Origin of the sequence: Microtetraspora malaysiensis (genome assembly GCF_050947145.1) — a bacterium.
GTDB classification, from domain to species: Bacteria; Actinomycetota; Actinomycetes; order Streptosporangiales; family Streptosporangiaceae; genus Microtetraspora_A; species Microtetraspora_A malaysiensis.
The window spans coordinates 7,719,481-7,744,464 of record NZ_CP191998.1 but is presented as its reverse complement, the minus strand read 5'-3'; the positions used below and the strand labels follow the sequence as shown (position 1 = coordinate 7,744,464).

29 protein-coding genes are annotated in these 24,984 nt (G+C 69.4%); 13 read left to right on the top strand and 16 right to left on the bottom strand.

The genetic code is table 11. From position 1 onward, the window contains the following. Positions 1-32 precede the first annotated feature (32 nt). Positions 33-212, bottom strand: coding sequence for a hypothetical protein (locus tag ACQP1V_RS36180; protein ID WP_433415000.1), 180 nt, complete (start codon positions 210-212; stop codon positions 33-35). A 143-nt stretch (positions 213-355) separates the two neighbouring features. Here ACQP1V_RS36180 and ACQP1V_RS36175 point away from each other — a divergent pair, with 143 nt between their 5' ends. Next, positions 356-703 (top strand): STAS domain-containing protein, encoded by a 348-nt coding sequence (locus ACQP1V_RS36175; protein WP_433414998.1) that lies wholly within the window; start codon positions 356-358, stop codon positions 701-703. Between the two features lie 913 nt (positions 704-1,616). Here the strand turns inward: ACQP1V_RS36175 and ACQP1V_RS36170 are convergent. After that, on the bottom strand, positions 1,617-1,916 hold the full coding sequence (locus ACQP1V_RS36170; protein WP_433414996.1) for a hypothetical protein: 300 nt from the start codon (positions 1,914-1,916) through the stop codon (positions 1,617-1,619). 141 nt (positions 1,917-2,057) lie between these two features. Between ACQP1V_RS36170 and ACQP1V_RS36165 the strand changes: the two genes are divergently transcribed. Next, positions 2,058-2,258 (top strand): hypothetical protein, encoded by a 201-nt coding sequence (locus ACQP1V_RS36165; protein WP_433414994.1) that lies wholly within the window; start codon positions 2,058-2,060, stop codon positions 2,256-2,258. A gap of 681 nt (positions 2,259-2,939) precedes the next feature. On the opposite strand, the gene ACQP1V_RS36160 is transcribed toward ACQP1V_RS36165, so the two are convergent. The 6 genes from ACQP1V_RS36160 to ACQP1V_RS36135 all read right to left on the bottom strand — a co-directional run bounded on the left by ACQP1V_RS36160 (position 2,940) and on the right by ACQP1V_RS36135 (position 7,417). Continuing rightward, the gene (locus ACQP1V_RS36160; protein ID WP_433414992.1) at positions 2,940-5,204 is read right to left on the bottom strand and encodes a DNA translocase FtsK; all 2,265 of its coding nucleotides are present in this window, start codon (positions 5,202-5,204) and stop codon (positions 2,940-2,942) included. Next, entirely contained in the window at positions 5,204-5,587 is a 384-nt protein-coding gene (locus ACQP1V_RS36155; protein ID WP_433414990.1) for a hypothetical protein, read from the bottom strand. The genes ACQP1V_RS36160 and ACQP1V_RS36155 overlap by 1 nt, the downstream gene beginning before the upstream one ends. Next, positions 5,584-5,835 (bottom strand): hypothetical protein, encoded by a 252-nt coding sequence (locus ACQP1V_RS36150; RefSeq protein ID WP_433414988.1) that lies wholly within the window; start codon positions 5,833-5,835, stop codon positions 5,584-5,586. The genes ACQP1V_RS36155 and ACQP1V_RS36150 overlap by 4 nt, the downstream gene beginning before the upstream one ends. After that, on the bottom strand, positions 5,835-6,728 hold the full coding sequence (locus ACQP1V_RS36145) for a hypothetical protein (RefSeq protein ID WP_433414986.1): 894 nt from the start codon (positions 6,726-6,728) through the stop codon (positions 5,835-5,837). Before ACQP1V_RS36145 ends, ACQP1V_RS36150 begins: the two co-directional genes overlap by 1 nt. A gap of 204 nt (positions 6,729-6,932) precedes the next feature. Beyond that, a complete protein-coding gene (locus ACQP1V_RS36140; RefSeq protein WP_433414984.1) occupies positions 6,933-7,211 on the bottom strand; it encodes a hypothetical protein in 279 nt (92 codons plus the stop codon). Next, positions 7,208-7,417 carry a hypothetical protein gene (locus tag ACQP1V_RS36135; protein WP_433414982.1) on the bottom strand — a complete coding sequence of 70 codons (210 nt, stop codon included), beginning with the start codon at positions 7,415-7,417 and terminating at the stop codon, positions 7,208-7,210. Before ACQP1V_RS36135 ends, ACQP1V_RS36140 begins: the two co-directional genes overlap by 4 nt. 111 nt (positions 7,418-7,528) lie before the next feature. On the opposite strand from ACQP1V_RS36135, the gene ACQP1V_RS36130 reads away from it, so the two are divergent. Further along, positions 7,529-7,939 carry a GntR family transcriptional regulator gene (locus ACQP1V_RS36130; RefSeq protein ID WP_433414980.1) on the top strand — a complete coding sequence of 137 codons (411 nt, stop codon included), beginning with the start codon at positions 7,529-7,531 and terminating at the stop codon, positions 7,937-7,939. A 1-nt stretch (position 7,940) separates the two neighbouring features. On the opposite strand, the gene ACQP1V_RS36125 is transcribed toward ACQP1V_RS36130, so the two are convergent. From ACQP1V_RS36125 to ACQP1V_RS36105, 5 genes are all read right to left on the bottom strand, one after another. After that, on the bottom strand, positions 7,941-8,363 hold the full coding sequence (locus ACQP1V_RS36125; RefSeq protein WP_433414978.1) for a hypothetical protein: 423 nt from the start codon (positions 8,361-8,363) through the stop codon (positions 7,941-7,943). A 677-nt stretch (positions 8,364-9,040) separates the two neighbouring features. Next, positions 9,041-9,691: a DUF6461 domain-containing protein gene (locus ACQP1V_RS36120; RefSeq protein WP_433414976.1), complete on the bottom strand. Its 651-nt coding sequence runs from the start codon at positions 9,689-9,691 to the stop codon at positions 9,041-9,043. Between the two features lie 110 nt (positions 9,692-9,801). After that, the gene (locus tag ACQP1V_RS36115; RefSeq protein WP_387411460.1) at positions 9,802-10,155 is read right to left on the bottom strand and encodes a YraN family protein; all 354 of its coding nucleotides are present in this window, start codon (positions 10,153-10,155) and stop codon (positions 9,802-9,804) included. Positions 10,156-10,286: 131 nt separating this feature from the next. Next, positions 10,287-11,141: a bifunctional 5,10-methylenetetrahydrofolate dehydrogenase/5,10-methenyltetrahydrofolate cyclohydrolase gene (locus ACQP1V_RS36110; protein WP_433414973.1), complete on the bottom strand. Its 855-nt coding sequence runs from the start codon at positions 11,139-11,141 to the stop codon at positions 10,287-10,289. After that, complete coding sequence (locus tag ACQP1V_RS36105; RefSeq protein WP_433414971.1) at positions 11,138-11,758, bottom strand: cyclodeaminase/cyclohydrolase family protein; 621 nt, start codon at positions 11,756-11,758, stop codon at positions 11,138-11,140. The genes ACQP1V_RS36110 and ACQP1V_RS36105 overlap by 4 nt, the downstream gene beginning before the upstream one ends. A gap of 136 nt (positions 11,759-11,894) precedes the next feature. Here ACQP1V_RS36105 and ACQP1V_RS36100 point away from each other — a divergent pair, with 136 nt between their 5' ends. After that, positions 11,895-13,205, top strand: a complete 1,311-nt coding sequence (locus ACQP1V_RS36100; protein ID WP_433414969.1) for a CoA transferase — start codon at positions 11,895-11,897, stop codon at positions 13,203-13,205. On the opposite strand, the gene ACQP1V_RS36095 is transcribed toward ACQP1V_RS36100, so the two are convergent. Further along, the gene (locus tag ACQP1V_RS36095) at positions 13,175-14,473 is read right to left on the bottom strand and encodes an MFS transporter (protein WP_433414967.1); all 1,299 of its coding nucleotides are present in this window, start codon (positions 14,471-14,473) and stop codon (positions 13,175-13,177) included. The genes ACQP1V_RS36100 and ACQP1V_RS36095 overlap by 31 nt on opposite strands. Positions 14,474-14,544: 71 nt before the next feature. Here ACQP1V_RS36095 and ACQP1V_RS36090 point away from each other — a divergent pair, with 71 nt between their 5' ends. From ACQP1V_RS36090 to rlmN, 7 genes are all read left to right on the top strand, one after another. Further along, the gene (locus tag ACQP1V_RS36090; protein WP_433414965.1) at positions 14,545-15,189 is read left to right on the top strand and encodes an ArsR/SmtB family transcription factor; all 645 of its coding nucleotides are present in this window, start codon (positions 14,545-14,547) and stop codon (positions 15,187-15,189) included. A gap of 284 nt (positions 15,190-15,473) precedes the next feature. Next, positions 15,474-16,391 (top strand): 30S ribosomal protein S2, encoded by a 918-nt coding sequence (gene rpsB, locus ACQP1V_RS36085; RefSeq protein WP_433414963.1) that lies wholly within the window; start codon positions 15,474-15,476, stop codon positions 16,389-16,391. 154 nt (positions 16,392-16,545) lie between these two features. Further along, positions 16,546-17,379, top strand: a complete 834-nt coding sequence (tsf, locus tag ACQP1V_RS36080) for a translation elongation factor Ts (protein ID WP_387411448.1) — start codon at positions 16,546-16,548, stop codon at positions 17,377-17,379. Between the two features lie 139 nt (positions 17,380-17,518). Next, positions 17,519-18,217 (top strand): UMP kinase, encoded by a 699-nt coding sequence (pyrH, locus tag ACQP1V_RS36075; RefSeq protein WP_433426069.1) that lies wholly within the window; start codon positions 17,519-17,521, stop codon positions 18,215-18,217. 9 nt (positions 18,218-18,226) lie between these two features. After that, a complete protein-coding gene (gene frr, locus ACQP1V_RS36070) occupies positions 18,227-18,784 on the top strand; it encodes a ribosome recycling factor (protein WP_067124630.1) in 558 nt (185 codons plus the stop codon). Positions 18,785-18,916: 132 nt separating this feature from the next. Beyond that, positions 18,917-19,813 carry a phosphatidate cytidylyltransferase gene (locus tag ACQP1V_RS36065; protein ID WP_433414961.1) on the top strand — a complete coding sequence of 299 codons (897 nt, stop codon included), beginning with the start codon at positions 18,917-18,919 and terminating at the stop codon, positions 19,811-19,813. Positions 19,814-20,027: 214 nt separating this feature from the next. Next, positions 20,028-21,152 carry a 23S rRNA (adenine(2503)-C(2))-methyltransferase RlmN gene (gene rlmN / locus ACQP1V_RS36060; RefSeq protein ID WP_067124628.1) on the top strand — a complete coding sequence of 375 codons (1,125 nt, stop codon included), beginning with the start codon at positions 20,028-20,030 and terminating at the stop codon, positions 21,150-21,152. A gap of 18 nt (positions 21,153-21,170) precedes the next feature. On the opposite strand, the gene ACQP1V_RS36055 is transcribed toward rlmN, so the two are convergent. Both ACQP1V_RS36055 and ACQP1V_RS36050 read right to left on the bottom strand, forming a co-directional pair. After that, positions 21,171-21,833 carry a hypothetical protein gene (locus tag ACQP1V_RS36055; RefSeq protein WP_433414958.1) on the bottom strand — a complete coding sequence of 221 codons (663 nt, stop codon included), beginning with the start codon at positions 21,831-21,833 and terminating at the stop codon, positions 21,171-21,173. After that, positions 21,830-22,549, bottom strand: coding sequence for an ABC transporter ATP-binding protein (locus tag ACQP1V_RS36050; protein WP_433414956.1), 720 nt, complete (start codon positions 22,547-22,549; stop codon positions 21,830-21,832). Before ACQP1V_RS36050 ends, ACQP1V_RS36055 begins: the two co-directional genes overlap by 4 nt. A gap of 191 nt (positions 22,550-22,740) precedes the next feature. Between ACQP1V_RS36050 and ACQP1V_RS36045 the strand changes: the two genes are divergently transcribed. Together ACQP1V_RS36045 and ACQP1V_RS36040 are read left to right on the top strand one after the other, a co-directional pair. Further along, complete coding sequence (locus ACQP1V_RS36045; RefSeq protein ID WP_433414954.1) at positions 22,741-23,511, top strand: DivIVA domain-containing protein; 771 nt, start codon at positions 22,741-22,743, stop codon at positions 23,509-23,511. An 80-nt stretch (positions 23,512-23,591) separates the two neighbouring features. Further along, entirely contained in the window at positions 23,592-24,980 is a 1,389-nt protein-coding gene (locus ACQP1V_RS36040; protein ID WP_433414952.1) for a M1 family metallopeptidase, read from the top strand. Positions 24,981-24,984: the final 4 nt, after the last annotated feature.

The window sequence follows — 24,984 nt, the reverse complement described above, 5'->3', positions numbered from 1 at the left end:
GTGGGAGAGCGGGCTCTCTTCGTCGTCGCGGGCTACTTGATCGGCGCCTTGGCCTTGAGCTTCCACCCGCCGCCCTTGCAGCCGTCCGGAAGCGGCGGAAACCGGTGCCCCTTCACGTCCGTGGACCACTGGTGCCCGCACCCGGAGTCGCATTCGTAGATCCCGCTCTCGGGGACGATCATCCCCGGGCGGTAACTCTCAGCATCCGTCATGATCTGCCACTGCCCGCATGGGCGGCGAACTCACAGGCGGGACGCTTGACTGCACCCACGAAACGTTCACGGCGGAGCTTAAGCTCTTACTAAGGAAGCCGCTCTTGGGCTGATCGCGCTCGCCCGCGATGGAGGTGACGAGAGTGGAGGCTTTCAGCGTTACGACAGAGTTTCGCCCTCCCTGGAAGGTGATCACAGTCGAGGGTGCCCTTGACTTCGACACCGAGGGCGCATTCCGCAGCATCGTGGAGGCGGTCGTGCATCAAGCACCGCCCCGCCTACTGTTCGACCTCACTGACGTGACCTTCATCGACCACAGCGGAGTCGACGTGATCCGTGACGCCTACTACGCGCTGGGCTCCGACGACCGGGTCGCCGTCTGCGGGCTTGGGCCACACATCCAGAAGGTCTTCATCCTTTTGGGCCTTGTCGGGCGTATCCCCACGTACCCGACGCGGTACGACGCCATCGTCTACGGTGGCTTGGACTAGCCCGGAACGTGCCTTCCTGCACGCTGTCGGCTACACGATCGCCCGCGCGTGAGGACGCTGCCGAGTTGGGTAGCGGGCCTTGAGCTGGCTTCCAGATGAACCGCCTGCCTGGAGATATCCAGGCGAAGCTCTGCTGATAGCAGAACGCCCCGCCGGTGGTGAACACCACCGGCGGGGCCGCTTCCACCGCCCGGGAAGTGATCAGGCTGAACGGGCGGCGGAAGCGAGTCTCTCGTCGAGAGACGGCTTACGGGAGCTCGACACGAGACCGAAGGCGACGAGAGCCGCCACTGCTATTGCCGCAAGGACGACAATCGCCTTGATCATCACTTCTCCCGTTATATTACTCTCCGTGCTGGGCACTACTCTCCGTAATGTCTCCGATGCTGTCGCCACCAAACGGGTCTCGGAGAAATCACTAGCCAGTCGGGGGAATCACATGGCGAACGTCGCCCTTGCCGCTCCAGATCCCATGGAGGCGTGGCTTCGGCAGCTACTTCGCCTCACAGGCGCCTGCGCAGCCGTACCCGAGCAGCGGGCCCATCTGCCCAGCGGTATCGCACCGCATGCAGTTGACGGCGAGGAGCGGCGCGCGGCTGATGCCTGATCCCTGCGCGGGCACGGCGAGGACCACTGTCCTCTCGGGCAGGGTCGGTCCGTCTCGTATGCCCTATGGCCTGGCGGTCGCCGAGGGCGCGCCAACGTGGCCCCAGCACGTAAGTACGCCGCGGGGCAGGCACTGGCGGTAGAGCGTCCAGTAAGAGCGGGCCCCGCCCTCAGTGAGCAGTCACAGCACCACAGAGGGCGGGCCGTTGAGAGAATCACCAGGTGGCCCGCGGGAGCGTCCGCCTGATGATGAGTGCCCGCACATTCCCCCGTTGGCGGGCACCCGTCGTGCCAAGTGGATCCTGCGTCATACCTTGGATGCTGTCCTGCGAGCTCGGGTGGGCTCCTTGCCTGGAGCCTCCCCGGCCAACGGCGCGGCGGACCGGGAGACATCATCGAACTCGCGCGCGGCCTCTCGGCTCACCTTGCCGACGACATTGCGGCCGCGGTTGGCCAGATCGTCATAGAACTCGGTGATCCTGGTGGTGGCGGCGGACCGGTACCTGCGCGGGTTCCTGGCCAGATCCATCACGTAGTTGCCTGCGCCAGCGATGGCGTAGAACGCCTTGGACTTCGTGATCTTCTTGAACTGGGTAGTGATCGGCATATGTCACTCTTCCCGTGCTACCCGTTGGGGCGTGGCCGGTCGGCCAAAGACCGTCCCGGCCCCGCCACTTCATGTAAGGGGTTCTGCCCACGATTCGGCGACCGATGACAGGATCCCCTCGCGTTCGGCCAGAAGGGAGCTGTGGACTCACTCACCACCGCCCGCTTCCTCGGCAGGCTGCTCGCCCTCGCTGGGCGCTTCCTCGGCAGGCTGCTCGCCCTGGGGCGCTTCCTCGGCAGGCTGCTCACCCTCGCCGGTCGGCTCCTGCGGCTGAGGCTCTTCGGATTCAGGGGCGTGCTCAACGTCGGTCACAAATATCACCTCCTCCCGCTGCGCTCGTAGTGCTGACGGCTGACTGCGCACCTCTTACTGGGAGACGGCAGGAACGGCGGCTCTCCTACAGGACGGGTCGAGCTTCTCTTGCGGCGGTGGCGGACACCTCACTGCGCGAGAAGGGCCCACTAGTGATGCCACCAGGCGCTTACCGCCCAGCATGGTAAGCAGTGGATCTTGTGCTGGACCTCCGGTGGAGCTCGGCCTCGTCGGTCGCGGGTCTTGACCTGGGTCGCGGCTCTCCCTGGCGGACGGGCTTGGTCACCATGCCAGGGCCGGAAGTCGTGTTGCGAGGGTTATCCCGTAGCAAGCTCGACGCTACCCATCGTGCGTTCAGGGGCGGACCACGGGAGGCGTTGAAGATGGGCCAGGAACGTCTTGCTTGTCCACGGCCAGACCATGCCAACCTGGGCAACGCAAAGAGAACCGGACCCCGCCACTTGCCAGGCGGTCACAGCAGTGAGCGGGGTGCCACACCTTCTACCCCGATCAAGATCTCAGTAAGGTGCACGGCTGCGCGTGGGATGCAAGCGCCACGCTTGTTGATCTTGTGGCCACGGGTGCCACGCCCGGGTGCCACACTCCTGCCACGCCAGGTGCCACGAAGGGGTGCCACGATCGTGGCACCCCTTCTGACCTGTAACTCCCTCCCCCAGCCCCCTTCCATGGCACCCAGGGGGTGCCACGCGATCAAGGAAGCTCGGGCCGCTCCGGCATCAGGTACACCTGGCGCTCGTCGTCGTAGCCGCCGAGCACCTCCGCCTCGGCGAGCTGCCGCAGCTTCTTCTGCACCCACGCCCGGGACATGTCCGTCGTCTCCCACAGCGGCTTGAGGTCCCCCGAGGAGAACTCGCGGGCGCCCTCGTCCCACATCTCCCGCAGCCGCGCCATGAGCGCCGCGCCACGCTCCTCAGCCGTCATCCGCCGGCCGGATGCGGCGAACTTCCACGGCGGGTCGCCCTCGGGTAGCTCCTCGATCTCGTCGTCCGCGTCGGCCTGGATGGTGGGGTCGGGGTCGTCGGTCTCCAGGTACTCGGCGCTCACGTGCTTCACGTCCTCGTCCTCGTCGTCCTCCTGGTCGGTCTCCGGGATATGGATCCCGCCGGTCTCCGGGTCGCCCAGAACCATGGCCAGCGCGAGCGCCAGCCCGCCCGGCGGAGTGAGCACCTTGTGCGTCTCGTCCTCGCGGGCCGCACCGACGATGCCGCCCCGCTGCATCGCCTCCAGCAGCCGGCGCACCTCGGCGTGCCCAACGCGCAGCTTGCGCTGCAGCATGGCCGGCGACGCGTACTGTGTGGCGACGACCAGCTCGACCGCCTGCAACAGCAGGTCACGGTCAACGGGAGGCCGTGCTGCCGTCGCGGCCGGCGCGGGGGAGATCCGGGCGAGCGCCGCAGTGGTCGGGTCCACCTTCTTCGCGGCGGCCGGGAAGCGGACAGCGTGCTCGCGCATCGCCGCGGACGCGCGCTCGTCATCGAACTCCCCGTCCTTCATGCCCCAGGCGTACGTCCGGAGCGGCATCGCGATCCGCTCCCGCGGGATCGTGGGCGCCCCGAGGTACGCCATGCCGGGCTGGCCGTTCTCCCACAGCTCCGGCCGCGCCCCCGCGTCCTGCATCGACTCCGACAGGCCGAACGCGGCGTCAGAGGACGACTGGACGCCGAAACACATGTTGCCGAGCTGGCCGCGCGCGATCGTCGGCATCTGTGTGTAGTCCGACCGCTGCAGGGACAGGAAAATCGAGCCGCCGCCGGACCGCAGTGCCTTGGCCAGGGACAGGAAGGACTCCATCTCCTTGTCCGACATCGAGTCGAAGATGTCGGGGCACTCCTCCAGCCAGATCACCCAGTAGGCGAGCCCACACCCGGGCTTCCACTTCTGCAGGCCCTTGGCTGCGAGCTGACTGGTGCGCTCCTTCACCTTGCTCTGGAGGTCGCGGAGCATCGCGCGGGCACCCTCGGGTGTGGTCTCCAGGCGGTGCAGCGAGGCGGCGAGTGGCCCGAGCGTCTGCGTGCCCTTCGTGACGTCGGCCGCGAACACCGCCACGTCATATCGGGTGATGGCCTCGCCGAGGATGTTCCAGCACCCGCCGATGGACTTCCCGGCGCCGGTCATGCCCATCAGCTGCAGGTGGTGCCCAAGGATGCGGTACTCGACGACGTCCAGGTCCTGCCAGACGCCGATCCGCAGTGGGTCCGCGATCGATCCGCCGGGCCAGGCCGGTCCGGGCCAGGGGATCGGCTTCTTCATCACGCGCGGGTCGGACAGGACGACGTCGGCCCGCGACGCATCGTCGGGGTCGATGGTGACGGTCAGCGATCCCGGGGGGAGCCGCATCCCGGACTCGAAGTAGGGCGCTTTCTTCTGCGCGTCCTCGGCGATCTTCTCCCCGGCGGGCAACTCCAACTTGGCCTTGATCTTCGCGTCGCCCTGCTCAACCGTCTTCATCTTCGCTCCGGGCATCGTCCCAGCCTGGTCGAAGAGGAACCCGAGCTTGTCATGGATGACGCCGGGGGAGTCCCAGCCCTTGCGGCGGATCGCCGTCCGGATGTCCCACGTCAGCGCCACAGTGATTCCGCCGATGACACCGAGACGCCAGATCAGCGGATGGCCCGGACCGGCGATCACGCAAGCGACCACCCACATCCCGGCCGTGAACGTGCTCGCTGTCGTGTGTGCCTTGCCCCACGGGCCGCGGGCGTGGGACTGGCCGTACGTTACGCCCGTGAGGACGAGCACGCCCATCGTGGTGAGCACGGCCGACCAGGCGACCCACTCCGTGGAGCCGCCGAGCGTGTTGTACAGGGCGACGCCGAGTCCGAAGACGAGCACGCCCACGAACCATGGCGTGGCGTAGAGCATCGCCTTGGAGACGGCGCGCGCGGCCAGGCGCTCCATGCTCGTGTCGGTCATCTCGGGGACCGCCGGAACGGCGGCCGTTCGCGTGGAGGCCATCAGTCGTCGTCCTCCCAGTTGAACTCCACCTTGCGCTGCTTCTCCGGCTTCGCCTGCGGGAGCACGTCCACGAACTCGCGCCGGAACTGCGCGTGGAACTTGACCAGTTCGACGGCCGCGCCGCGCTGCAGTTCGGCGGCGCGCTTCAGCCGGCGGATGACGCGGCGCGCGCGTAGCCGGACATCGGGCGCGCCGAACACTGAAAGCACGGGGTGGCCCTTGTAGGAGCGGACGAGCACGGCGTACAGCTCGTCCGAGCCCATCGCGAACTCCTCGCCGAGGTCGCGGGCGAGCGCCCGGCCGACCTTCGCGTACTCCGTGATGGACTTCGGCCCGGCCCAGGGGATGTTGGACAGCTCGGGGATCCGCTGGCGGCTGCTCATGACAGGTCCTCTCCGAGGGTCTCCCGCCACTGCGCGCGGGCCTCCTCGACGAACGGGCGGGCGCACCACGCCAGGCGGGGCACGCCGATGGCGGCCATGACGAGTGCGTCGGCTGCGCCCAGGGCGAGCACCAGGAGGTGCCCGAGAACGGCGAGCGCCAGGAGCAGCGGCCCGAGCGCGGCCAGGACCAGCTGGCGGACCTGCGCTCGCCGGGTGCCCACCGTCGTCACGACGTAGACCGTCCTCATCACGGGGTCGCCCCCGATCCAGAGCCGTTCAGCACGAGCGCCTTACCGTTGATCGAGGGGACCTGCATGGCAGCCCGCGCCGCCTCCACGCGCTCGATCTCGACGTCCGTCTTCACGTAGCCCGCCTGGCGCTCGCTGATCTGGCCGACCTCGGCGAGCTTCGCGCGCGACAGCTTCACGCCAGCGTCCAGGCACGCGGCGTACACCAACCGGGCGACCTCGTTCGGGTCCGGTCCCTCGGCGGGCGGCTCATCCTCCATGCGGTCGCCGGACGGCTCCTCAGTGGGCGTCCCGGACCGGTCGGCGAGGACGCGGGGGAAGAGCTGGCGGAGCACGTATACGAAGAGGTGCGTCCCGCAGAAGATCGTGCCGATCACCAGGGCCGCGACGACCGCGACAACTCCCCACGGCAGCGGCGGCATCACGCCGGACACCGGATTCGGGGTGGTCCAGCCGAGCCCGTGAAGGTACTGCAGGACTCCGCTCGCGACGGTGAAGAGGCCGACGATCGTGAGGGCATACCGGCGCGCGGTCGGGTCGTGCCGGAGGATCATCGCCGCGATGATCGCAATGACGATCAGCCCGTCAACCCCGATCCAGTACAGCCGAGCGGCGGCCGGCTCGATGTGCGCAGCGAGCGCCGTGTCCCGCAGCGGACCGAGCGCGGTGTGCAGGCCGACCGCGACGATCGCGAGGACCAGAGCGCCGAGGACGCCGACGCCGACGATGGCCCAGCGGGACCGGACAGGCGCCGGGACGGGACGGGGCGGCTTCACCGGGGCGATCCGACGCCAACGGGAGGGCCAGAGACGGGACAGAAGGCGGCGCCGCTCCTTGGCGTCGGTCTCGATCGGGTCTGGCGCGTCGATGGCGCGCTCGTTAGGGTCACGCATAACCCGGGACTCCTCCTTGTAGGTGTGTTTCGGGCCAGGTCCCGGCCGGTGCTTTGGCTCACCGGCCCGGGGCCGTTCTTGTTGTTGGGGGTGGTGGCCCCGGGCTTCCCCACGCTCGCCCCCCAGCGAGACGTCCCGGGACCACCGGCTCCGCGGTCGCGATGGCCAGCGATCAGCGGAGCAGCTCATACAGCGGGGGAGTGGCTACCGGGCTTCGCCGGTGAGAAGCCGCATCCACAGTTCCTCGGCCTGCTGATGCGGCAGGCGGGTGGTCTCGAACCACCCCCGGGCGTCTTGGCGACCGATGAAGAGCCGGCCTCCGCCCGTGAACAGGAAGTAGCGCGGTGCTCGGCACCGACAGGTCCAGCGGAGCGCCCGGCATCGCGGGCCCGGAGCGGCCTCTTTATGCCACTTGATCTCCTCGCGGGTGGCGAGGGCCTGGGCGACGTGTGGACCGTGATCCGCGTAGCCCATGAAGCTCACGTGCGGATCGTCTCCAACAGCCATTCCTGCTCGGCGAGCTGCTCGCCGAGATCGTCGGCGTCGGCCGCCCACAGGTTCATCGTCAGGTCGCGGCAAGCCTTGCGCTCCGAGTCATCGAGCTGCCGCTTCCGGGTCGCGGACGGCGATGGGACGTCACGGATCACCCAGTCGGAGCCGTACCGCTCCACAAGGTCAGTCAGGGTCATGCCTGCACGGTACGGCCCTCAGTTGGTACCTGTCTATATACCTGTATGTATCTGACCATGTCTCCAGAGATCAAAGTTGGGGCACTCAGGTACCCTCGTACGGTCCGACGTATGGCAGTGATCGATCCGGAGTCCGCAGTGCCCGTGTACAAGCAGGTGGCTCGCGCACTACGCGAGCGGATCGACCGTGGCGAGCTTCAGCCCGGCCGCGTGCTGCCATCCGAGCAGCATCTCCAGCAGGAGTTCGGCGCGGCCCGGGACACCATCCGGAGGGCGATCCGCCACCTGACCGAACTCGGGCTGGTCCACACCGTCCCCGGCCGCGGAACCTTCGTCCGCGCCGGAACCACGACCGTCACCGGCGAGCCCGGCATGAGAGTCTTCGCCCGCCCGGCGACCGATGCGGAACGGGCACGGTTCGACCTGTCCGAGGGATGCGCCTACATGCTCGTGGCGGAGAAGGCTGGGGGAGAGGCCGAAGCGTGGCCGGCCGACGCTGCCGAGGTCCGCATCTCGGAGTAGCTCAGTCCCCGAGCGTCAGTTCCAGCGGTTCCCGAACCTGTTCCGCCGTGTACTGGAGACGGCCGCGGTGGGAGACCTCGATGCCGTAGAAGTCCTGGCCCCCTGGGGCCTGGACCGTGAAGGGGAAGGCGCACCGTCGCGCGACCGGAGCGGCACCCTCTGGGAGGTGCCGTTTCCCTGCGCCGAGAGTGCCGAGGGCGAGCGTCTTCCCGGTCGCATCCGTGACAACGACCTGCGCGCCCTGTCGGATATCGCTGTATCCGGCCTCGAACATCGAGCATTCCTCGCCCTCGATGTTGTTCCACGACTGGCCGCCATGCACCGACAGGGTGCCCGAGATGGAGATGTCCGCGGGTTTCGGTGGAGCCGACGAGCAGCCCGCCGCGACGGCCAGGGCGAGGAGAGGGAGGACACGGCGCCGCATCGGTGACTCCAAGCAGTCGGAGGATGTCGTTCAGTAGACGCCCGTTCTGGCCGAGGCGTTGACGGGAGCACGCCCCCGGCTACAGCAGCCCGACTCCACCAGGTCAAGCCCGGCGTCGAAGGCAGACAGGTGATCCGGCGACTACCCTCCTATTCGCCAGGACTCCCCCTTGCAGATCCGCGGCCCATACGTATAGGTCTTGCCGCTCTCGCCGGTGGCGACCAGAAGGGCGCCATCCTCTCCATCACATCTGCTGTCGGCGAACCCGAAGGGTGCCCCCTGTCCAGGGCTAAGCGTCGCGAAACTCTGCTCGTTTGATTTCCACCTCACCGTCACAGTCTCCTGAGTGTTGTTGACGATATGGAACTGCTCTTCAAACCGGGGCTGGCAGGCACTCAAGGTCAGCGCACCGGCCACGGCCAGCCCAACGGTCCGCAGACGAATCCTGGACATGGATACACCTGCCCCTCGCGTAATCATCAACGCCTCTCCGGATCTTGCCCCGCCGGTCGGAACCGCGCCATCCCTGTCCAATGAGGCCTTTCATCCTGATGGCCTGGTACGGCTGACGACGGCAGGCTGGTGGAGAACGGTGCCCCGTGGAGCCCGTAGAAGCTTGCGGCGGAGTGATCCACCGGCCGCGGCCAACCCACGGGGTCACGGGCGGTGGGTTCTGCTCACCTCGGTTCGGGAACGACTCCGCACAGGTAAGTGGACTCCTCCAGCAACTGCGGCGTCACCGTGATCCCGGTGAGGCGCTCGGCCAGGAGGAACGACGGCCCTTCGTGGGGCTCGGCGATCGGGTAGATGGGGGAGCCGATCCGCTCCATGGTCTCTGCGAGTTCGTCCGGCATCTCCTCTGAGTAGCCTTCCTGGTGCGGGAACAAGAGCTGGATCTCTCCGTCCTCGATCCAGTGGGAGTAGCCTTCCTCGTGCGCAAACTCGAACCGGATCTTTCCGTCTTCGATCCAGTAGAAGTAGTCGATCGCTTTGACCTCGAGGTAGAAGTGGGAGACGAGGCGGGTGCCCGCTGACAGCGGCATGATGATCTCTTCGGTGATGCCGAGCCCGCCGAGAGCCTCGACGAGGAGCACCCAGTCGCCGACGGCGACGGCACCGAAGAACATGTTCTTCCCGTCGTAGCTGGAGTAGGCGGTCTTCGTCAGCTCATCAAGCGTCATGCGAGAGCAGTCTTCAACCCGGACGCCAAGCCGGGTCACCAGTTGCTCAGGCGTCAGGCCGCGGACGTAGGTGAAGCAGTAGGCATCCGCCAGCTCGGGGAAGCGCTCGCGGGAGAACCAGGAGTAGTCGTCAGGAGTCGCGATCATCCCGTCATGCTCGCAGCACCCACCGACACAACGGTTTAGAACCATCGGCATCGACCGTGTGCCCGGTGACGCCGATCAGTGTGACGCACCGGGTGCGTGCCACGGCCATGTCAGACCACCCCGCGCTCGTGCCGGATGGCGAAGTCGCCGGCGAACCGCTCCAGGGCGATCACGTCAACCCGTACGGATTCGAAACGCTCGTCCTGCTCGGCCAGCCAGCGGGCGGCGAGTGCCCGCAGGCGGCGGAGTTTCGCCTGGCCGATCGCTTCATAGGCCGTGCCGTGGCTGCGCCCTGAGCGAGTCTTGACCTCGACGACGACCAGCGCGCGGCCGTCCCGCGCCACGATGTCGATCTCGCCGGCCTTGCACCGCCAGTTGCGGGCGAGGACGGACAAGCCCCTGGATCTCAGAAACTCCGCGGCGAGCTCTTCGCCCTGCCTGCCCAGCTCGTCTTTGGCCGCCATGGGACCACCTCCGGTCCCAGACGTTCGCTCATCCGGGCCGGGCGCCGAGGGCGGCTAGGCCGATCTGTGGAAACTCCTCGGCCTGTGGACAACGGCTCGTCGAGTGGACAACGGCCCGTCCGGGGAACGCGTCAAGCCCGTCGCAGGGCGCTCGCGGCCTGGACGGTGTGCGCCAGCAGGAGAGCGGTCGTCACCGGCCCCACACCGCCCGGCACCGGTGTCAGCGCCCTGGCCTTCCCGCCGACGGAGGCGGCGTCCACGTCCCCGACCAGCCCGCCGTCCTCGGTGGGGTTGGTGCCCACGTCGACGACCACGGCGCCCGGCGCGACGTGGTCGGCCGTGATCAGCCCGATCCGGCCGGCCGCGGCTACCACCACGTCGGCCGCGGAGGTGACCGCCGCGAGATCCCTCGTATGCGAATGGCACACGGTCACCGTGGCGTTCCGGTCCAGTAGCAGATGGGCGGCGGGTTTGCCCACCACGGTGGAGCGGCCCACCACAGCCACGTGCCGGCCGGCCAGGTCGACCCCGTGATGCTCCAGGATCCGTACGACGGCTTCGGCCGTCGCCGGGGCGAACGCGGACAGACCGGCGGCCAGCCGCCCCAGGGAGAGGGGGTTGGCGCCGTCCACGTCCTTGTCGAAGCGGATCGCGAGTGCCATCTCCTGGGCGTCGACTCCCGGCGGCAAGGGGGTCTGCAGGATGATGCCGTGGACGCGATCGTCGGCGCTGAGGGCGTCGAGCGTACGGCGGATCTCCGGGCCGGTCGCCTCCTGGCCGAGGTCCACGACGTCGCAGGCGATGCCCACCTGCTCGGTGGCACGCGCGATCGAACGGACGTACCAGGCGCTGGACTCGTCGGCGGTGGCGACGACGACGGCGAGCGTCGGCGCGGTCCCGGCGGCGCTCAGTCGCGCGGCCTCGGCCGCCGTCTCGGACTTGATCACGGCGGCGAGTTCCCTGCCGGAGAGGACGGCGGCGGTCACTTCGCGATCTCCTCGCGCACGGCGGCGGTCACCCGGTCGGCGCGAAGGGCGATGTCGTCGACTGTGGCGGCCTGGGCCACCAGCTCCGCCCGCGCCGTCTCGTCCTTGATGCCGCTGAGGTTGATCTCGACGTTCACCCGGGCGGTGGCCGCCGCCGCCCGCGCCGCCTCCGCGGCGGCGGCGATGTCGGTGATGACGTTGCGGTTGCCGATCGGGAGCAGCTCCTCGGCCAGCTCGACGATCGTCCGGGCGACGCCGATCACCTCGGCCGGCGGCCTGCCCGCTTCGATCAGGGCCGCCGCGATGGCGGCGGACCTGGCGGCTTTCGCCTCGTCGGTGTCCCTGGGCAGCTTGTACGCGTGGGTGACGGCGGTGAACGCGGCCGCGTCCTCCCCGGAGAGCCGCAGCGCCGCGTTCCGCAGGCTGTCCGTCTCGGCGATGACGCGTTCAACGGTCGCCCGGTGGCCGGCGTACTTCTCACCTGTGCTGTAGCGGGCCACCATCCCCAGCAGGGCGGCGGCGTGCGCGGCGTGCAGGGCGGCGACCGCCCCGCCGCCGGGAGCCGGTACGCGGTCGGCGAGCCGGGCCAGGAAGTCGCTGATCTTCTCGTCGCGCATGAACGCTCGTCCTCCGTCAGGAATGGTCACCACGCGCGGTAAATCCTCCCACGTGCCGCTCGGCGGGCGACGACGACGGCCTCGGGTCGGGAGGAAGCAGGGAGGAAACTGTCATGGACGGCCAGGAGGGGGTCAGATGACGGAAAAGCTGATCGAAAGCCTCGGCGAGGAGGTCGGTGTCGACCTTCCCGATGTACGGATCACGGGGGTGGAGCCCCGCCTGCCGTCGGTGTTCCGCGTCGCCACGGCCGCCGCCGTGAGCGTGGGGGCGGTCACCGCCGCGGTGGCGCGGTACGGCACGCGGCACGAGGCGCCGGAACGGACACCGCCGGAGGTGAGCGTCGACGTGCGGCACGCCGTCGCCGCGTTCGTGAGCGAGCGGTGCTTCCGGATCGACGGCGAGAAGATCGGCCTGTGGGCGCCCCTGTCGGGCGACTACCGGACGTCCGGCGGCTGGGTCCGGCTGCACTGCAACTTCGACCACCATCGGGAGGCCGTGCTCCGGGCGCTGGGACTCCCGCCTGACGCCGACCGGGACGCGGTCTCCCGGGCCTGCGAGAGCCGGACGAGCGTGGAGATCGAGGACGCGGTGATCCGCGAGGGCGGGTGCGCGGCCGCCATGCGCAGCCGGAAGGAGTGGCTGGCCCACCCGCAGGCCGAAACGGTGGCCGGTACGCCGCTGGTGGCGCTCTCGCGCCTCGATTCCGCGGGGCCGTCTCCGGTCGGGACAGCACGCGCGGGCGGCCGGCCCCTGGACGGAGTGCGGGTGCTCGACCTGAGCAGGGTGATCGCGGGTCCGGTCGCGGCGCGGATCCTGGCGGCGCACGGCGCGGAGGTGCTCCGCGTCGGGGCCGTGCACCTGCCCGAGGTGCCCGGGCTGGTGGTGGAGACCGCGTTCGGGAAGCGGTCCTGCCACATCGATCTGCGGGCCGAGGCGGACACGCTGCGCGAGCTGGTACGGCAGGCCGACGTGGTCATCCAGGCGTACCGTCCCGGATCGCTGGCCGAGCGGGGGTTCGGGCCGGAGGGGCTCGCCGGGCTGCGGCCGGGCGTGGTGTGCGTCGAGCTCTCCGCGTACGGCTCGCGCGGCCCGTGGGGGCGGCGCAGGGGGTTCGACAGCCTGGTTCAGATGGCGTCCGGCATCGCCCACGAGGGTGGTGACGGGACCCGCCCCTCTTCTCTGCCGTGCCAGGCGCTCGACCACGCCACCGGGTACCTGGCCGCCTTCGGCGCCGTGGCCGGGTTGCTCCGCCGTGGAGACGAGGGGGGTTCCTGGCGGGTGGAGCTGTCTCTCGCCCGGACCGCGCGGTGGCTGGACGGACTCGGCAGGACCGACCGCGCCGAGTCCGCCGGCGGCGAACCGGGGGCTCGGGGTGGGCGATCTCCTGGAGAGCGTGGACAGCGCGTTCGGCCGGCTCACGTACGTGCGGCCTCCGGGTCGGATTGACGGTGCGGAGCCGTACTGGGCGAGTCCTCCGCCGCGGCCCGGCGAGCACCCCGCCGAATGGGCGACAGCCACAGGCTGACGATGCAGAGCAGCGATCCGGCCGCGCAGATCCAGAGCGCGGGACGCAGGCCGAGCAGCTCACCGAGCACGCCTCCGAGAATGCCGCCGAGGGCCATCACTCCCTGGGTGGCGAAGTTCGTCGTGGCGTTGACCCGGCCGAGCAGCCCGTCGGGCGCCTCCCGCATGGTGACCGAGCCGGAGCACACGCTGTAGGCCACGACGGCCACACCGGTGATCACCTCGGCTCCGGCGATCTGGCAGATGGCGAGCCAGAGCGGGCCGCCGGCCCCCGCCGTCGCGGCGAACCCGAGAGGGAAGAAGAGCACGGAGCCGAGGAGCACCTTGTTCTCGCCGAACCTGGCGGTCAGCCGGGGTGCGAGCATGGCGCCGATCAGGCCGCCGACGCCGAAGCCGATCGCCGCGACGCCCACCAGAGGCGCGGGCAGTCCGAGGATGTTCACCGCGAAGAGGATGAAGAGCGCCATCTGGGCCGCGCCGAGCACGTTCACGATCATTCCGGTGACGCAGAGCGCGCGCAGGACGGGGTGGTTCACCAGGACGCGCAGGCCCTCGCCGATCTCCCGGGCCAGCCCGCGCTTCTCGGTCGCGGCGCCGTTCTCGGGGGTCCGGATGGCCCGCAGGCAGACGGCGGACACCAGGAACGTGACCGCGTTGACCACGACCGCGATGGGTGCGGTGAGCAGGGCGACCAGCATGCCCGCCAGACCGGGCCCGCCCATCTGGGCGACGGAGAAGACCGACTGGAATCCCGCGATGGCCGCGGTCCGCTGCGGCTCGGCGACCACGGTGGCGAGGTGCGGTGTGTTGAAGGTGCGGAACACCACCGTGCACATGCCGATCGTGAACGCGACGGCGATCAGCCAGGGGACGCTCAGCAGCCCGGCGAGCCAGGCGAGCGGCACCGACAGCGCCGCGAGGCCGGAGATCAGCTCGCAGGCGACCATCACGGGCCTGCGGCGGGCCACGCGATCCGCCATCGCGCCGGACGGCAGGCCGACCAGCAGGAACGGGAACGTCGAGGCGGCCGTGAGTACGCCCATCTCGATCGGGGACGCGTCCAGCGTCACCGCGGCCGTGAGCGGCACGGCCAGCCTGGCGACCTCGCTGCCGGTCTCGGAAATGGCGCGGGCGGACCAGAGGAGCCGGTAGTCCCGTTGACGGCGGAGGGGGATCAGGGGAGTCGTCACAACTATGAAGGTAATACTTCATAGTTGTGAAAGCAATACTTCATATCATCCGGGGCGGTAGGTTCGAAGGCATGGCGAGTTCATGGCCGGAGTGGTCCCGGCAGGTCACCGACGCCCGCGTGTTGCGCGCGCTGGCGCATCCCGCGCGGCTGGCCATCCTGAGCCGGCTCCAGACGGAGGGGCCCGCCACCGCGACCGAGTGCGCGGAGGTCGCCGGGCTTTCCCCGAGTGCCTGTAGCTATCACCTGCGGCAACTGGCCAAGCACGGGTTGGTCGCGGACGCGCCTCCGCGGGGGGACGGCAGAGAGCGCGTCTGGCGGGCGCTCCAGCGCGGCTGGGGATTCCAGTGGTCGGAGGACGAGGCACCCGATCTCGTCGACGCGCAGAACGCCGTGGTCGACACGATCCTGGCGGAGGCGGACCGGCGGCTCGGCGACTACTTCGCCCATTCGGACCGTGAGTCCCTGGAGTGGAGGAACTCCGCCTGGCTCACCCACACGGTGCTGCGGGTGGACGCCGAGGAGCTGCGGGAGATCGCGGAGCGGATCACCGCGGTGATCGAGCCCTACCGCGTGACCGAGCGTCCCGCCGAGGACGCGCCGACCGGCGCCCGGCTGGCGGAACTCCACCTCCGGATCTTCCCCCGAGCGCCCCGAAGACAGCCGCCGCAGGCCGCCCCGCCCCCCGGTGGCGAGGAGGGTCAGGAGCCCTCCTGACACGCGGGAGCGGGCGCCCGCGCCCCTGTCGCAGAGCCGGTCGCGCGAGGGGCGATTCGCTCGCGATCGCCCAGGGTGGCGGTGTTCGGGACGGTCAAGTCCCCGGTCATCCGAAGGGACGGATCCAGGTAGACTGTTCGACGGCCTGCGGCATGCGGGCCGAATACGCACGCCCATTCATGAGTTGTCCCATCGGTCCGGTTCTTCCGGCTGGAACGACTCAGGGCGTCAGGGCGGGGGCAGTTGGGCTCCCGCACGGAACCGAGTTCTGGAGGACCATCACCATGGCTCCTGTCGTAACTATGCGACAGCTGCTCGAGAGCGGCGTTCACTTCGGCCACCAGACCCGTCGGTGGAACCCGAAGATGAAGCGCTTCATCTTCACCGAGCGCAACGGCATCTACATCATCGACCTGCAGAAGTCGCTCTCGTTCATCGACCGGGCGTACGACTTCGTGAAGGAGACCGTCGCGCACGGCGGCTCCATCATGTTCATCGGCACGAAGAAGCAGGCTCAGGAGTCCATCGCCGAGCAGGCCTCGCGCGTCGGCATGCCGTACGTGAACCAGCGCTGGCTCGGCGGCATGCTCACCAACTTCTCCACCGTGCACAAGAGGCTGCAGCGTCTGAAGGAGCTCGAGGAGCTCGACTTCGACAACGTGGCCAGCTCGGGGCTCACCAAGAAGGAGCTCCTGATGCGCCGTCGTGAGAAGGAGAAGCTGGAGCGCACGCTCGGCGGTATCCGGGACATGGCCCGCGTCCCCAGCGCCATCTGGATCGTGGACACCAAGAAGGAGCACATCGCGATCAGCGAGGCCAAGAAGCTTGGCATCCCGGTCGTTGCGATCCTGGACACCAACTGCGACCCCGACGAGGTCGACTACCCGATCCCGGGTAACGACGACGCCATCCGCGCCGTCAGCCTCCTCACCCGCGTCATCGCCGACGCGGTCGCCGACGGCCTCATGACCCGCGCCGGCGCCGGCCGCGGTGACGAGAAGCCGGCGGGCGTCGCCGCCGCCGAGCCGCTGGCCGAGTGGGAGCGCGAGCTCCTCGCCGGCTCCGGTGAGACCGCCGAGGCTCCGGCCGAGGCCGCCGCCGAGGCTCCGGCCGCCGAGGCTCCGGCCGCTGAGGCTCCGGCCGAGGCCGCCGCTGAGGCTCCGGCCGTCGAGACCCCGGCCGAGGGCGAGCAGCAGGCCTAGTTCCGGCTCGGTACGGCCCCGCCGTACGGCGCCGAAGGCTCCACAGGGTGGGCGTGTCCGACGGACGCGCCCACCCCGTCCACGAGACAACTGATCTCACGCCGACTCTGGGATCAGGAACGACTTCCCATCAGGGTTCCGAAGAGGAAAAAACATGGCTTCCGTGAACATGGCCGACGTCAAGCGGCTTCGCGAGCTGACCGCCGCCGGCATGATGGACTGCAAGAAGGCGCTCGAGGAGTCCGAGGGCGACTTCGATCGCGCCGTCGAGATCCTGCGCCTCAAGGGCGCCAAGGATGTCGGCAAGCGCGAGGCCCGCACCGCCTCCAACGGGCTCGTCGCCCTCAAGCAGGAGGGCGACTCCGCCGCCGCTCTGCTTGAGCTCAACTGCGAGACCGACTTCGTGGCCAAGGGCGAGCGCTTCCAGGAGCTCGCCGCCGACGTCGTCGCGCACATCCTCGCCACCCGGCCGAGCGACGTCCCGACCCTGCTCGAGTCGGAGCTGAACGGCAAGAGCGTCAAGGAGCTGCTCGACGAGGCCAACGCCGCGCTCGGCGAGAAGATCGAGATCCGTCGCTTCTCGGTGCTGGATGGCGGCTACGTCGGCGCCTACATGCACAGGACCGACCCGCAGCTCCCGCCGGCGGTTGGCGTGCTCGTCCAGCTCGACGCCCCGAACGCGGACGTGGCCAAGGACATCGCCCAGCACGCTGCCGCGATGGCTCCCAAGTTCCTCAGCCCGGACGAGGTTCCGGCCGACGTCATCGCCAAGGAGCGCGCGCTCTTCGAGGAGATGACCCGCGAGGAGGGCAAGCCCGAGGCCGCCATCGCCAAGATCGTCGATGGCCGGGTCAACGGCTGGTACAAGGACTTCACCCTGCTGCAGCAGGCGTTCGTGAAGGACAACAAGAAGAGCGTGGGCAAGTACGCCGATGAGGCGGGCGTGAAGGTCCTGGCCTTCACCCGCTACAAGGTCGGCCAGGCTTAGGCTAGGGACAAGACCCAGAAAAGCCAGGAGCTAATTGACCCGCAGAACCATCGAGGAGGCCGCCGTCGTGCAGGAGAACACCCAACCCGCTACGCCGGCGGCTTCGTCGCAGCACGGCCCGTTGCGCTGGAAGCGGGTGATGCTGAAGCTGTCAGGTGAGGCGTTCGCCGGAAGCGAGTCTCTCGGAATCGATCCGACCGTGGTCGCCCAGCTCGCCGACTCCATCGCCGAGGCCGTCCGCGAGGGCGTCCAGGTCGCGGTGGTCGTCGGCGGGGGCAACATGTTCCGGGGCGCGGCCCTGTCGGAGCGCGGCATCGACCGCGGCCGGGCCGACTACATGGGCATGCTCGGCACCGTGATCAACTGTCTCGCTCTGCAGGACTTCCTGGAGAAGCGCGGCATCGACACCCGCGTGCAGACGGCGATCACGATGCAGCAGGTCGCCGAGCCGTTCCTGCCGCGCCGCGCGATCCGGCACCTTGAGAAGGGCCGAGTGGTCATCTTCGGCGCCGGACTCGGGTCCCCGTTCTTCTCCACGGACACCTGCGCCGCGCAGCGCGCCCTGGAGGTCGGCGCCGAGGCGCTGCTCAAGGGCACCCAGGTTGACGGAGTGTACGACTCCGACCCGCGCAAGAACCCCGACGCCGTCCGGTTCGACCAGCTCGAATACGGTGAGGTGCTGACGCGGGGGCTCGGAGTCATGGACGCCACCGCGATCAGCCTGTGCATGGACAACGGCCTGCCCATCGTGGTCTTCGACCTGATGGGCGACGGGAACATCCTGCGGGCGGTCCGCGGTGAGAAGATCGGCACGCTGGTGAGTCCGGCAGGGAAATAGGGAGCCGCTGTGATCGACGAAACCCTCCTCGAGGCCGAGGAGAAGATGGACAAGGCGGTAACGGTCGCCAAGGAAGACTTCGCGGGCATCCGCACCGGCCGTGTCGCGCCCTCGATGTTCAACAAGATCAACGTGGACTACTACGGATCGCCGACCCCGATCCAGCAGCTCGCGTCGTTCCACGTTCCCGAGGCCCGCATGGTCCTCATCCAGCCCTACGACAAGGGCGCGATGACCTCGATCGAGAAGGCCATCAGGGACAGCGACCTCGGTGTCAACCCCGGCAACGACGGCGCCGTGATCCGCGTGGTGTTCCCCGAGCTGTCGGAGGACCGCCGCAAGGAGTACATCAAGGTCGCCCGGAACAAGGCCGAGAACAGCAGGGTCTCCGTGCGGAACATCCGCCGCCACGCCAAGGAAGTCCTCGACAAGCTGGTCAAGGACGGCGAGGCCGGTGAGGACGAGGTCCACCGCGCGGTGAAGGAGCTCGACGACCTGACCCAGAAGCACGTCGCCAAGATCGACGAGCTGCTGAAGCACAAGGAAGCCGAACTGCTGGAAGTCTAGGCATCGCCTGGGCACAGCCGTGATCCTTGTGCCGTGCTGTTCCCGCGAACAGCGCGGCACAGGGATCACGTGTATAGGGAGTAGAACGCGTTGGATGGAACGGCTGCTGGCGACCGAGGATCGGCCGAGGACATGAGCGCCTCCTCCAGCGACGGTCGGAACACGCCGCGGAACGGGTCACCCGGCGGCTCGCCCAACGGATCCGCGCCCGCACCGGGCGGCGGCCGCACCGGGCGCAACCTGCCGGTCGCGGTCGCGGTCGGCCTGGCGCTCGGCGCGCTGGTCATCGGCTCGCTGTACGTCGTCAAGGTGGTCTTCCTCGTCGTGCTCGCGGCGGCCGTGGGGCTGGGCGTTCACGAGCTGGTCCGGACGCTCGCCGTCCGCGACGTGCGCGTTCCGCTCATCCCGCTGCTCGCCGGTACGGTCGCCATGCTGGGCGGCGCGTACTGGGGCGGGCCGGTGTCCCTCGTCGGCGCTTTCGCGGTGACCGTGATGGTGCTGCTGGTCTGGCGCATGTTCCAGGGCATCGACGGCTTTGTCCGCGACGCCACCGGCAGCGTGTTCGTCGCCGTCTATCCGTCGTTGCTGGCCGGGTTCGTCCCGCTGCTGCTCGTCCCGGAGGACGGCCCGCACCGCGTGATTATCTTCATCGCTGTCACGATCAGCAGTGATATCGGGGGATATTTCGCGGGAATTCTCTTCGGCAAGCACAAGATGTCGCCGGTCGTCAGCCCGAAGAAGACCTGGGAGGGCTTCGCCGGCTCCGCCATCGCCTGCGTGGTGGTGGGTGCGCTGCTCGTCCACTTCCTGATCGACGGGGCGTACTGGCAGGGCGCGGTGCTGGGTGCGGTGGCGGTGGTCTGCGCCACCCTGGGCGACCTGATCGAGTCCGTGATCAAGCGGGACCTCGGCATCAAGGACATGGGCACGTTGCTGCCCGGTCATGGCGGCGTGATGGACCGGCTCGACTCGCTGCTCTTCACGCTGGTCCCCATATGGCTGCTGCTGCAGCTGTTCGTCCCCGCCTGACGGAGATCCGCCCGGCGGTTCCGCGTCACCCCCGCAGGTAAGCTACGAGGACGCCCGGCGACGGCCGTTCCGCAGGCGGCCCTTCCCTGACGGGAGCATCCCGAGGTGTCGCCCGGCGTCCTGGCCGGGGCCGCCGTGCCGTACGCCCGGAGGGGTCCCCGCGGGTCGCCCGGGGTCCGGCGGACGAGACGAACGAGAGATCGGAAGTGACCGCGTGAGCGAGCCGCAGAGCAGGAACGCCGCCCAGCTCACCCTCGTGGCACCGCGCCGCGCCAAGCCGCAGCGCCATCTGGCCGACATGACCATGGCCGAGCGCCGCGCCGCGGTCGCCGAACTGGGCGAGAAGCCGTTCCGCGCCGACCAGCTCTCCCGGCACTACTTCGCCAAGCTGACCGCGTCGCCCGAGCAGATGACCGACCTGCCGGGAGGTGTCCGTGAGCGGCTGGTGTCCCAGCTCATGCCATCGCTGCTGACCCCCGTACGCGAGATCACCTGTGACGGGGGCACCACCCGCAAGACGCTGTGGCGGCTGTTCGATGGCTCGCTGGTCGAGTCGGTGCTCATGCGCTATCCCGACCGCGCCACGATGTGCGTCTCGTCCCAGGCCGGATGCGGCATGAACTGCCCGTTCTGCGCCACCGGGCAGGCGGGCCTCACCCGGAACATGTCCACCGCCGAGATCGTCGAGCAGGTCGTCGCCGGAGCCCGCGAGCTCGCGGCGGGCGAGGTGCCCGGCGGCCCCGGACGGGTGAGCAACATCGTCTTCATGGGCATGGGCGAGCCGATGGCGAACTACAAGGCCGTCATCGGCGCGGTCCGCCGGTTCGTCGACCCCTCACCGGAAGGGCTCGGCATCTCCGCGCGCGGCATCACCGTCTCGACCGTGGGCCTGGTGCCGGCGATCGAGAAGCTGGCGGGCGAGGGACTCCCCGTCACGCTCGCGGTGTCCCTGCATGCCCCCGACGACGAGCTGCGCGACACCCTGGTGCCGATCAACACCAGATGGAAGGTCGCCGAGGTGCTCGGCGCGGCCTGGGAGTACGCCGCCAAGACCAAGCGCCGGGTGTCCATCGAGTATGCGCTGATCAAGGACGTCAACGACCAGGAGTGGCGGGCCGACCTGCTCGGCCGGCTACTCAAGGGCAAGCTCGTGCACGTCAACCTCATCCCGCTGAACCCGACGCCGGGCTCGAAGTGGACGGCCTCCCGCCCCGAGGACGAGCGCGCGTTCGTCCGCAGGCTGGAGTTCCACGGGGTCGCGGTCACCGTGCGCGACACCCGCGGACGCGAGATCGACGGCGCCTGCGGGCAGCTCGCCGCCGCCGCTCCCGAGGCCTGACCCCGGTCCCGAGGCCCGTCAGGGCCGCGTACGGCGCAGCCTGGCGTACGCGGCGAGGCCGATCAGCGGCCACAGCAGCGACCACGCGGCCAGGGCGGGGAAGTGGGCGAGCAGCTCGCCCTGGTGCGCCTCCCGCATCCACAGCATGAGCGGGACCGTGAGCCAGGGCAGCCCGGACAGGCTGAGCAGCAGCACCGTGAGATAGCCGAGGATCAGGGCCAGGGTCGATGCCGCCGGCGAGCCGAGGATGGGGCGGCTCGTCAGCGCGCCCAGCGTGGTGCCGACCAGGATGGCGAGCAGGTGCAGGCCGACGCCCGCCAGCACCGCGGCGACCTCCGGCCGGGCGGACAGGCGCAGGGTGAGCACGGCGAACGAGATCGCCGCCAGCCCGGCATTGAAGATCCACGCCGCGCCGAGCCCGACGACGGCCTCGCGGCGGCCGACGGCCGTGATGGCGATCATCCGCTGTTCGTCCGGCTCGTTGTCCAGGAGCCCGCGGGCCGCCCAGGCGAAGACCGGGATCAGGATGGCGGCCGAGTCGGCCATGGCTCCCAGCTCAGTGCCGGGGGGTAGCGGGGCCCCGTACAGGATCGCCAGGAGGACCAGCAGGCCGATGAGCGGCTGGAACGCTCGATGGGAGCGTACGTACGCGGCGAGCCGGAACCGGGTCAGGGCGATCACTCCGCCACCTCCGCCTCTGAGATCCGTACCGTGTGGCCCTCTCCGCGCAGGCGGTCTGCCAGCTCGCGGGCCCGGGAGAGCGTGACGACGACCTCAAGGATCGTCACGGCCTCGGGGGGACCGGAATCCGCCGGATCGTCCGGCTCCGCCCCCGCGACCTCGGGAGCGACCTCGCGGGCCGTGGTCCCGCCCACCTCGATGCGACGCAGACCGGGAAAGCCGCGCAGGTCGCCCTGATGGTCGCTGACGACCACCAGGCCGCCGCGCTCCGCCACCTCGCGGATGATCAGGGGGAGCTCCGCACGGGTCGCCGCGTCCAGACCGGCGAACGGCTCGTCGAGGACGAGCAGCCCCGGCCCGCCGAGCAGCGCCTGGGCCAGCCCGACCTTGTGCGCGCTGCCCTTGGACAGGTCAGCCAGCCGATGGCCCAGGAGATGGTCCATGCCGAGCCGTTCGGCCCACGTCTCCACCGCGCCGAGGTCGGTTCGGCGGATGCGCGCCATGTGCCGCAGATAGTCCGCCACGGTGAACGGCTGGTCCACGGGGAAACGCTCGGGGGCGTAGCCGACGACGTCCGGGCGATCGGCGATCGTGCCGTCAACGGGACGCAGCAGCCCGGCCAGTAACCGCAGGAGGGTGGACTTGCCCGCCCCGTTGCGTCCCACGATCTCGGTCACATCTCCGCGCGCGAAGGCCAGATCCACGTTGGAGAGCACCCAGGGAGCCTTCCGCCGATATCGGAAGGACAGATTTGAGACGCGCATAGGGTTCGCAGCCTATCCCGGCTCGCGCGGCCTTCCCGGTACGTCCACAATGGACAGGGTTTGGCGTGCCGGGCCCCGGGAGGACATGCGTGAACCGCTTTCCACGTGTCAGTGGAGTTCGGCTGGGTTATGACCCCGCTCAGGTGGACGAGCTCGTCCGGCGGATCGAGGGCACGCTGGGCCGTACCGATCTGGACGGCCCGCCGATATCGGCGGACGAGATCCGGTCGGCGGTCTTCCGGGTCAAGCGCGGCGGCTACAACGAGACGGCGGTCGACTTCGCGCTCGACGCATTCATCGTCGCCGTGGAGGCGCTTTCGGGCCGTCCCGCGCACAGCGACGGCGCGGCCCGCTCCGATGATCCGGAGACGCGTCCAGATCGCCGGTCCTCCGATCCGGCCCTCGCCGGCACAGAGGCCGCGAGTACGGACCCTGTATCCGTGGAAACGGAGCCGGCACCTGCGGAAGCGGAGCCTGTGCCTGCGGAAACGACGCCTGTCTCCGCGGAAACGGAGCCCGGGGACACAGGGGTTGTGGGCGGGGCGAGTCCGATGGGCACGACCGCCGATGTCGCGTCGTCCGATGTCGTGTCGTCCGATGCGGCCGCCGCCGACGGGGAAGTCCCGGAGGCGATCCCCGCCGCTCCCGGCGACGGGGAGTTCGCGCTCCAGGTGGAGCGCGTCGAGCGGGTGGCGTTCCGGCCGGGACGGCTCGGCATGGGCTACGTCGAGGACGAGGTCGACGCGTTCCTCGACCGTGTGGTGGCGACCCTGCGCGGCACCGCCGACCGGCCGGTGACGGCAGAAGAGATCAGGAAGGCGACGTTCGCCACGGTCGTCTTCAAGACGGGCTACGCCATCGCCGACGTGGACGCGTTCCTCGCCGAGATCGCCGGCGTCCTGGACCAGCGCTGACAGAGCGGTTTGGGCGTCCGGAGAACGTGGCTTGGTCGCCATGTGACCAAGAGGTACCGCCATATAGCACCATAGGGCGCATGCTGCACAGAAGATCCCCTCTCGCGGCGATCGCCGCCGCGGCCGGCCTGGCCCTGATCGCCCCCACCGCGGCGCACGCGGACACGTTCACCCCCGGCTCGTCCGGGCTCGGCGACCCGTACTTCCCGCACGCGGGCAACGGCGGGTACGACGTGGCGCACTACGACATCGCGCTGCGGTTCAGCCCGAAGACCCGCAAGCTGAGCGCCACGACGACGATCAGCGCCACGGCCATCCAGGGCCTGTCCCGCTTCAACCTCGACTTCTCCGGTCCGAAGATCAAGAAGGTGGAGGTGAACGGCAAGAAGGCCGCGTACACGCGCAAGGGCCAGGAGCTCGTGGTGACCCCGGCGAGCGGCCTGCCCTCGGGCGAGAAGTTCACCGTCAAGGTGTCCTACGCCGGCAAGCCGCGCGCCATCAACGACAAGGCGCTCGGCAAGGAGGGCTGGATCAACACCAAGGACGGCGCGGTCGTCCTCTCGCAGCCGGACGGTGCGCGGAGCTGGTTCCCGGCCAACGACAGCCCGGCGGACAAGGCGACATACGCGTTCACCGTCACGACTCCGGTGGGGGTGACCGTTCTCGCGAACGGCGAGCCCAAGCACTCCGGCATCTCGTCCGTACGCGGCGGCTGGACCACGGTGAAGTGGGAGATGAAGGAGCCGATGGCCACCTATCTGGCCACGGTGGCGATCGGCAAGTTCAAGGTCACCGAGAGCACCGTGGGCGGCGTGCTGAACATCACCGCCTACGACCCGTCGGTGGCGAAGAAGTCGAAGCACCTGCACCGGACCACGGCCAAGGTCGTCGGGTGGGGGTCGAAGCTCTTCGGCGACTACCCCTTCGCCTCAACGGGAGGGATCGGCGACAAGGTCGACGTCCAGTACGCGCTGGAGACCCAGGGACGGCCGGTCTACGACGGCGGCCCGTCGAACGACCTGGAGGTCGTGCACGAGCTGGCCCACCAGTGGTTCGGCAACAGCGTCGGCCTGCGGAGCTGGAAGGACATCTGGCTCAACGAGGGCTTCGCCAGCTACGCGGAGTGGCTGTACGAGGAGCAGCACGGCGGCCCCTCGGCGCAGAAGACGTTCGCGGGCCTCTACAAGAACAAGAGCGGGTTCTGGAAGATCAAGACCGGCGACCCGGGCATGAAGAACATGTTCGACTGGGAGGCCGTCTACCAGCGCGGGGCGATGACCCTGCACGCGCTGCGCAAGAAGATCGGCGACGAGACGTTCTTCTCGCTCCTGAAGACCTGGGCGGAGCGCAACCGGCACGCGACCGTCGTCACCCGGGACTTCATCGACCTCGCCGAGGAGATGTCCGGGAAGGACCTCGACCCCCTGTTCGACGCCTGGCTGTACAGCTCGAAGAAGCCCGCCCTCTGACGGC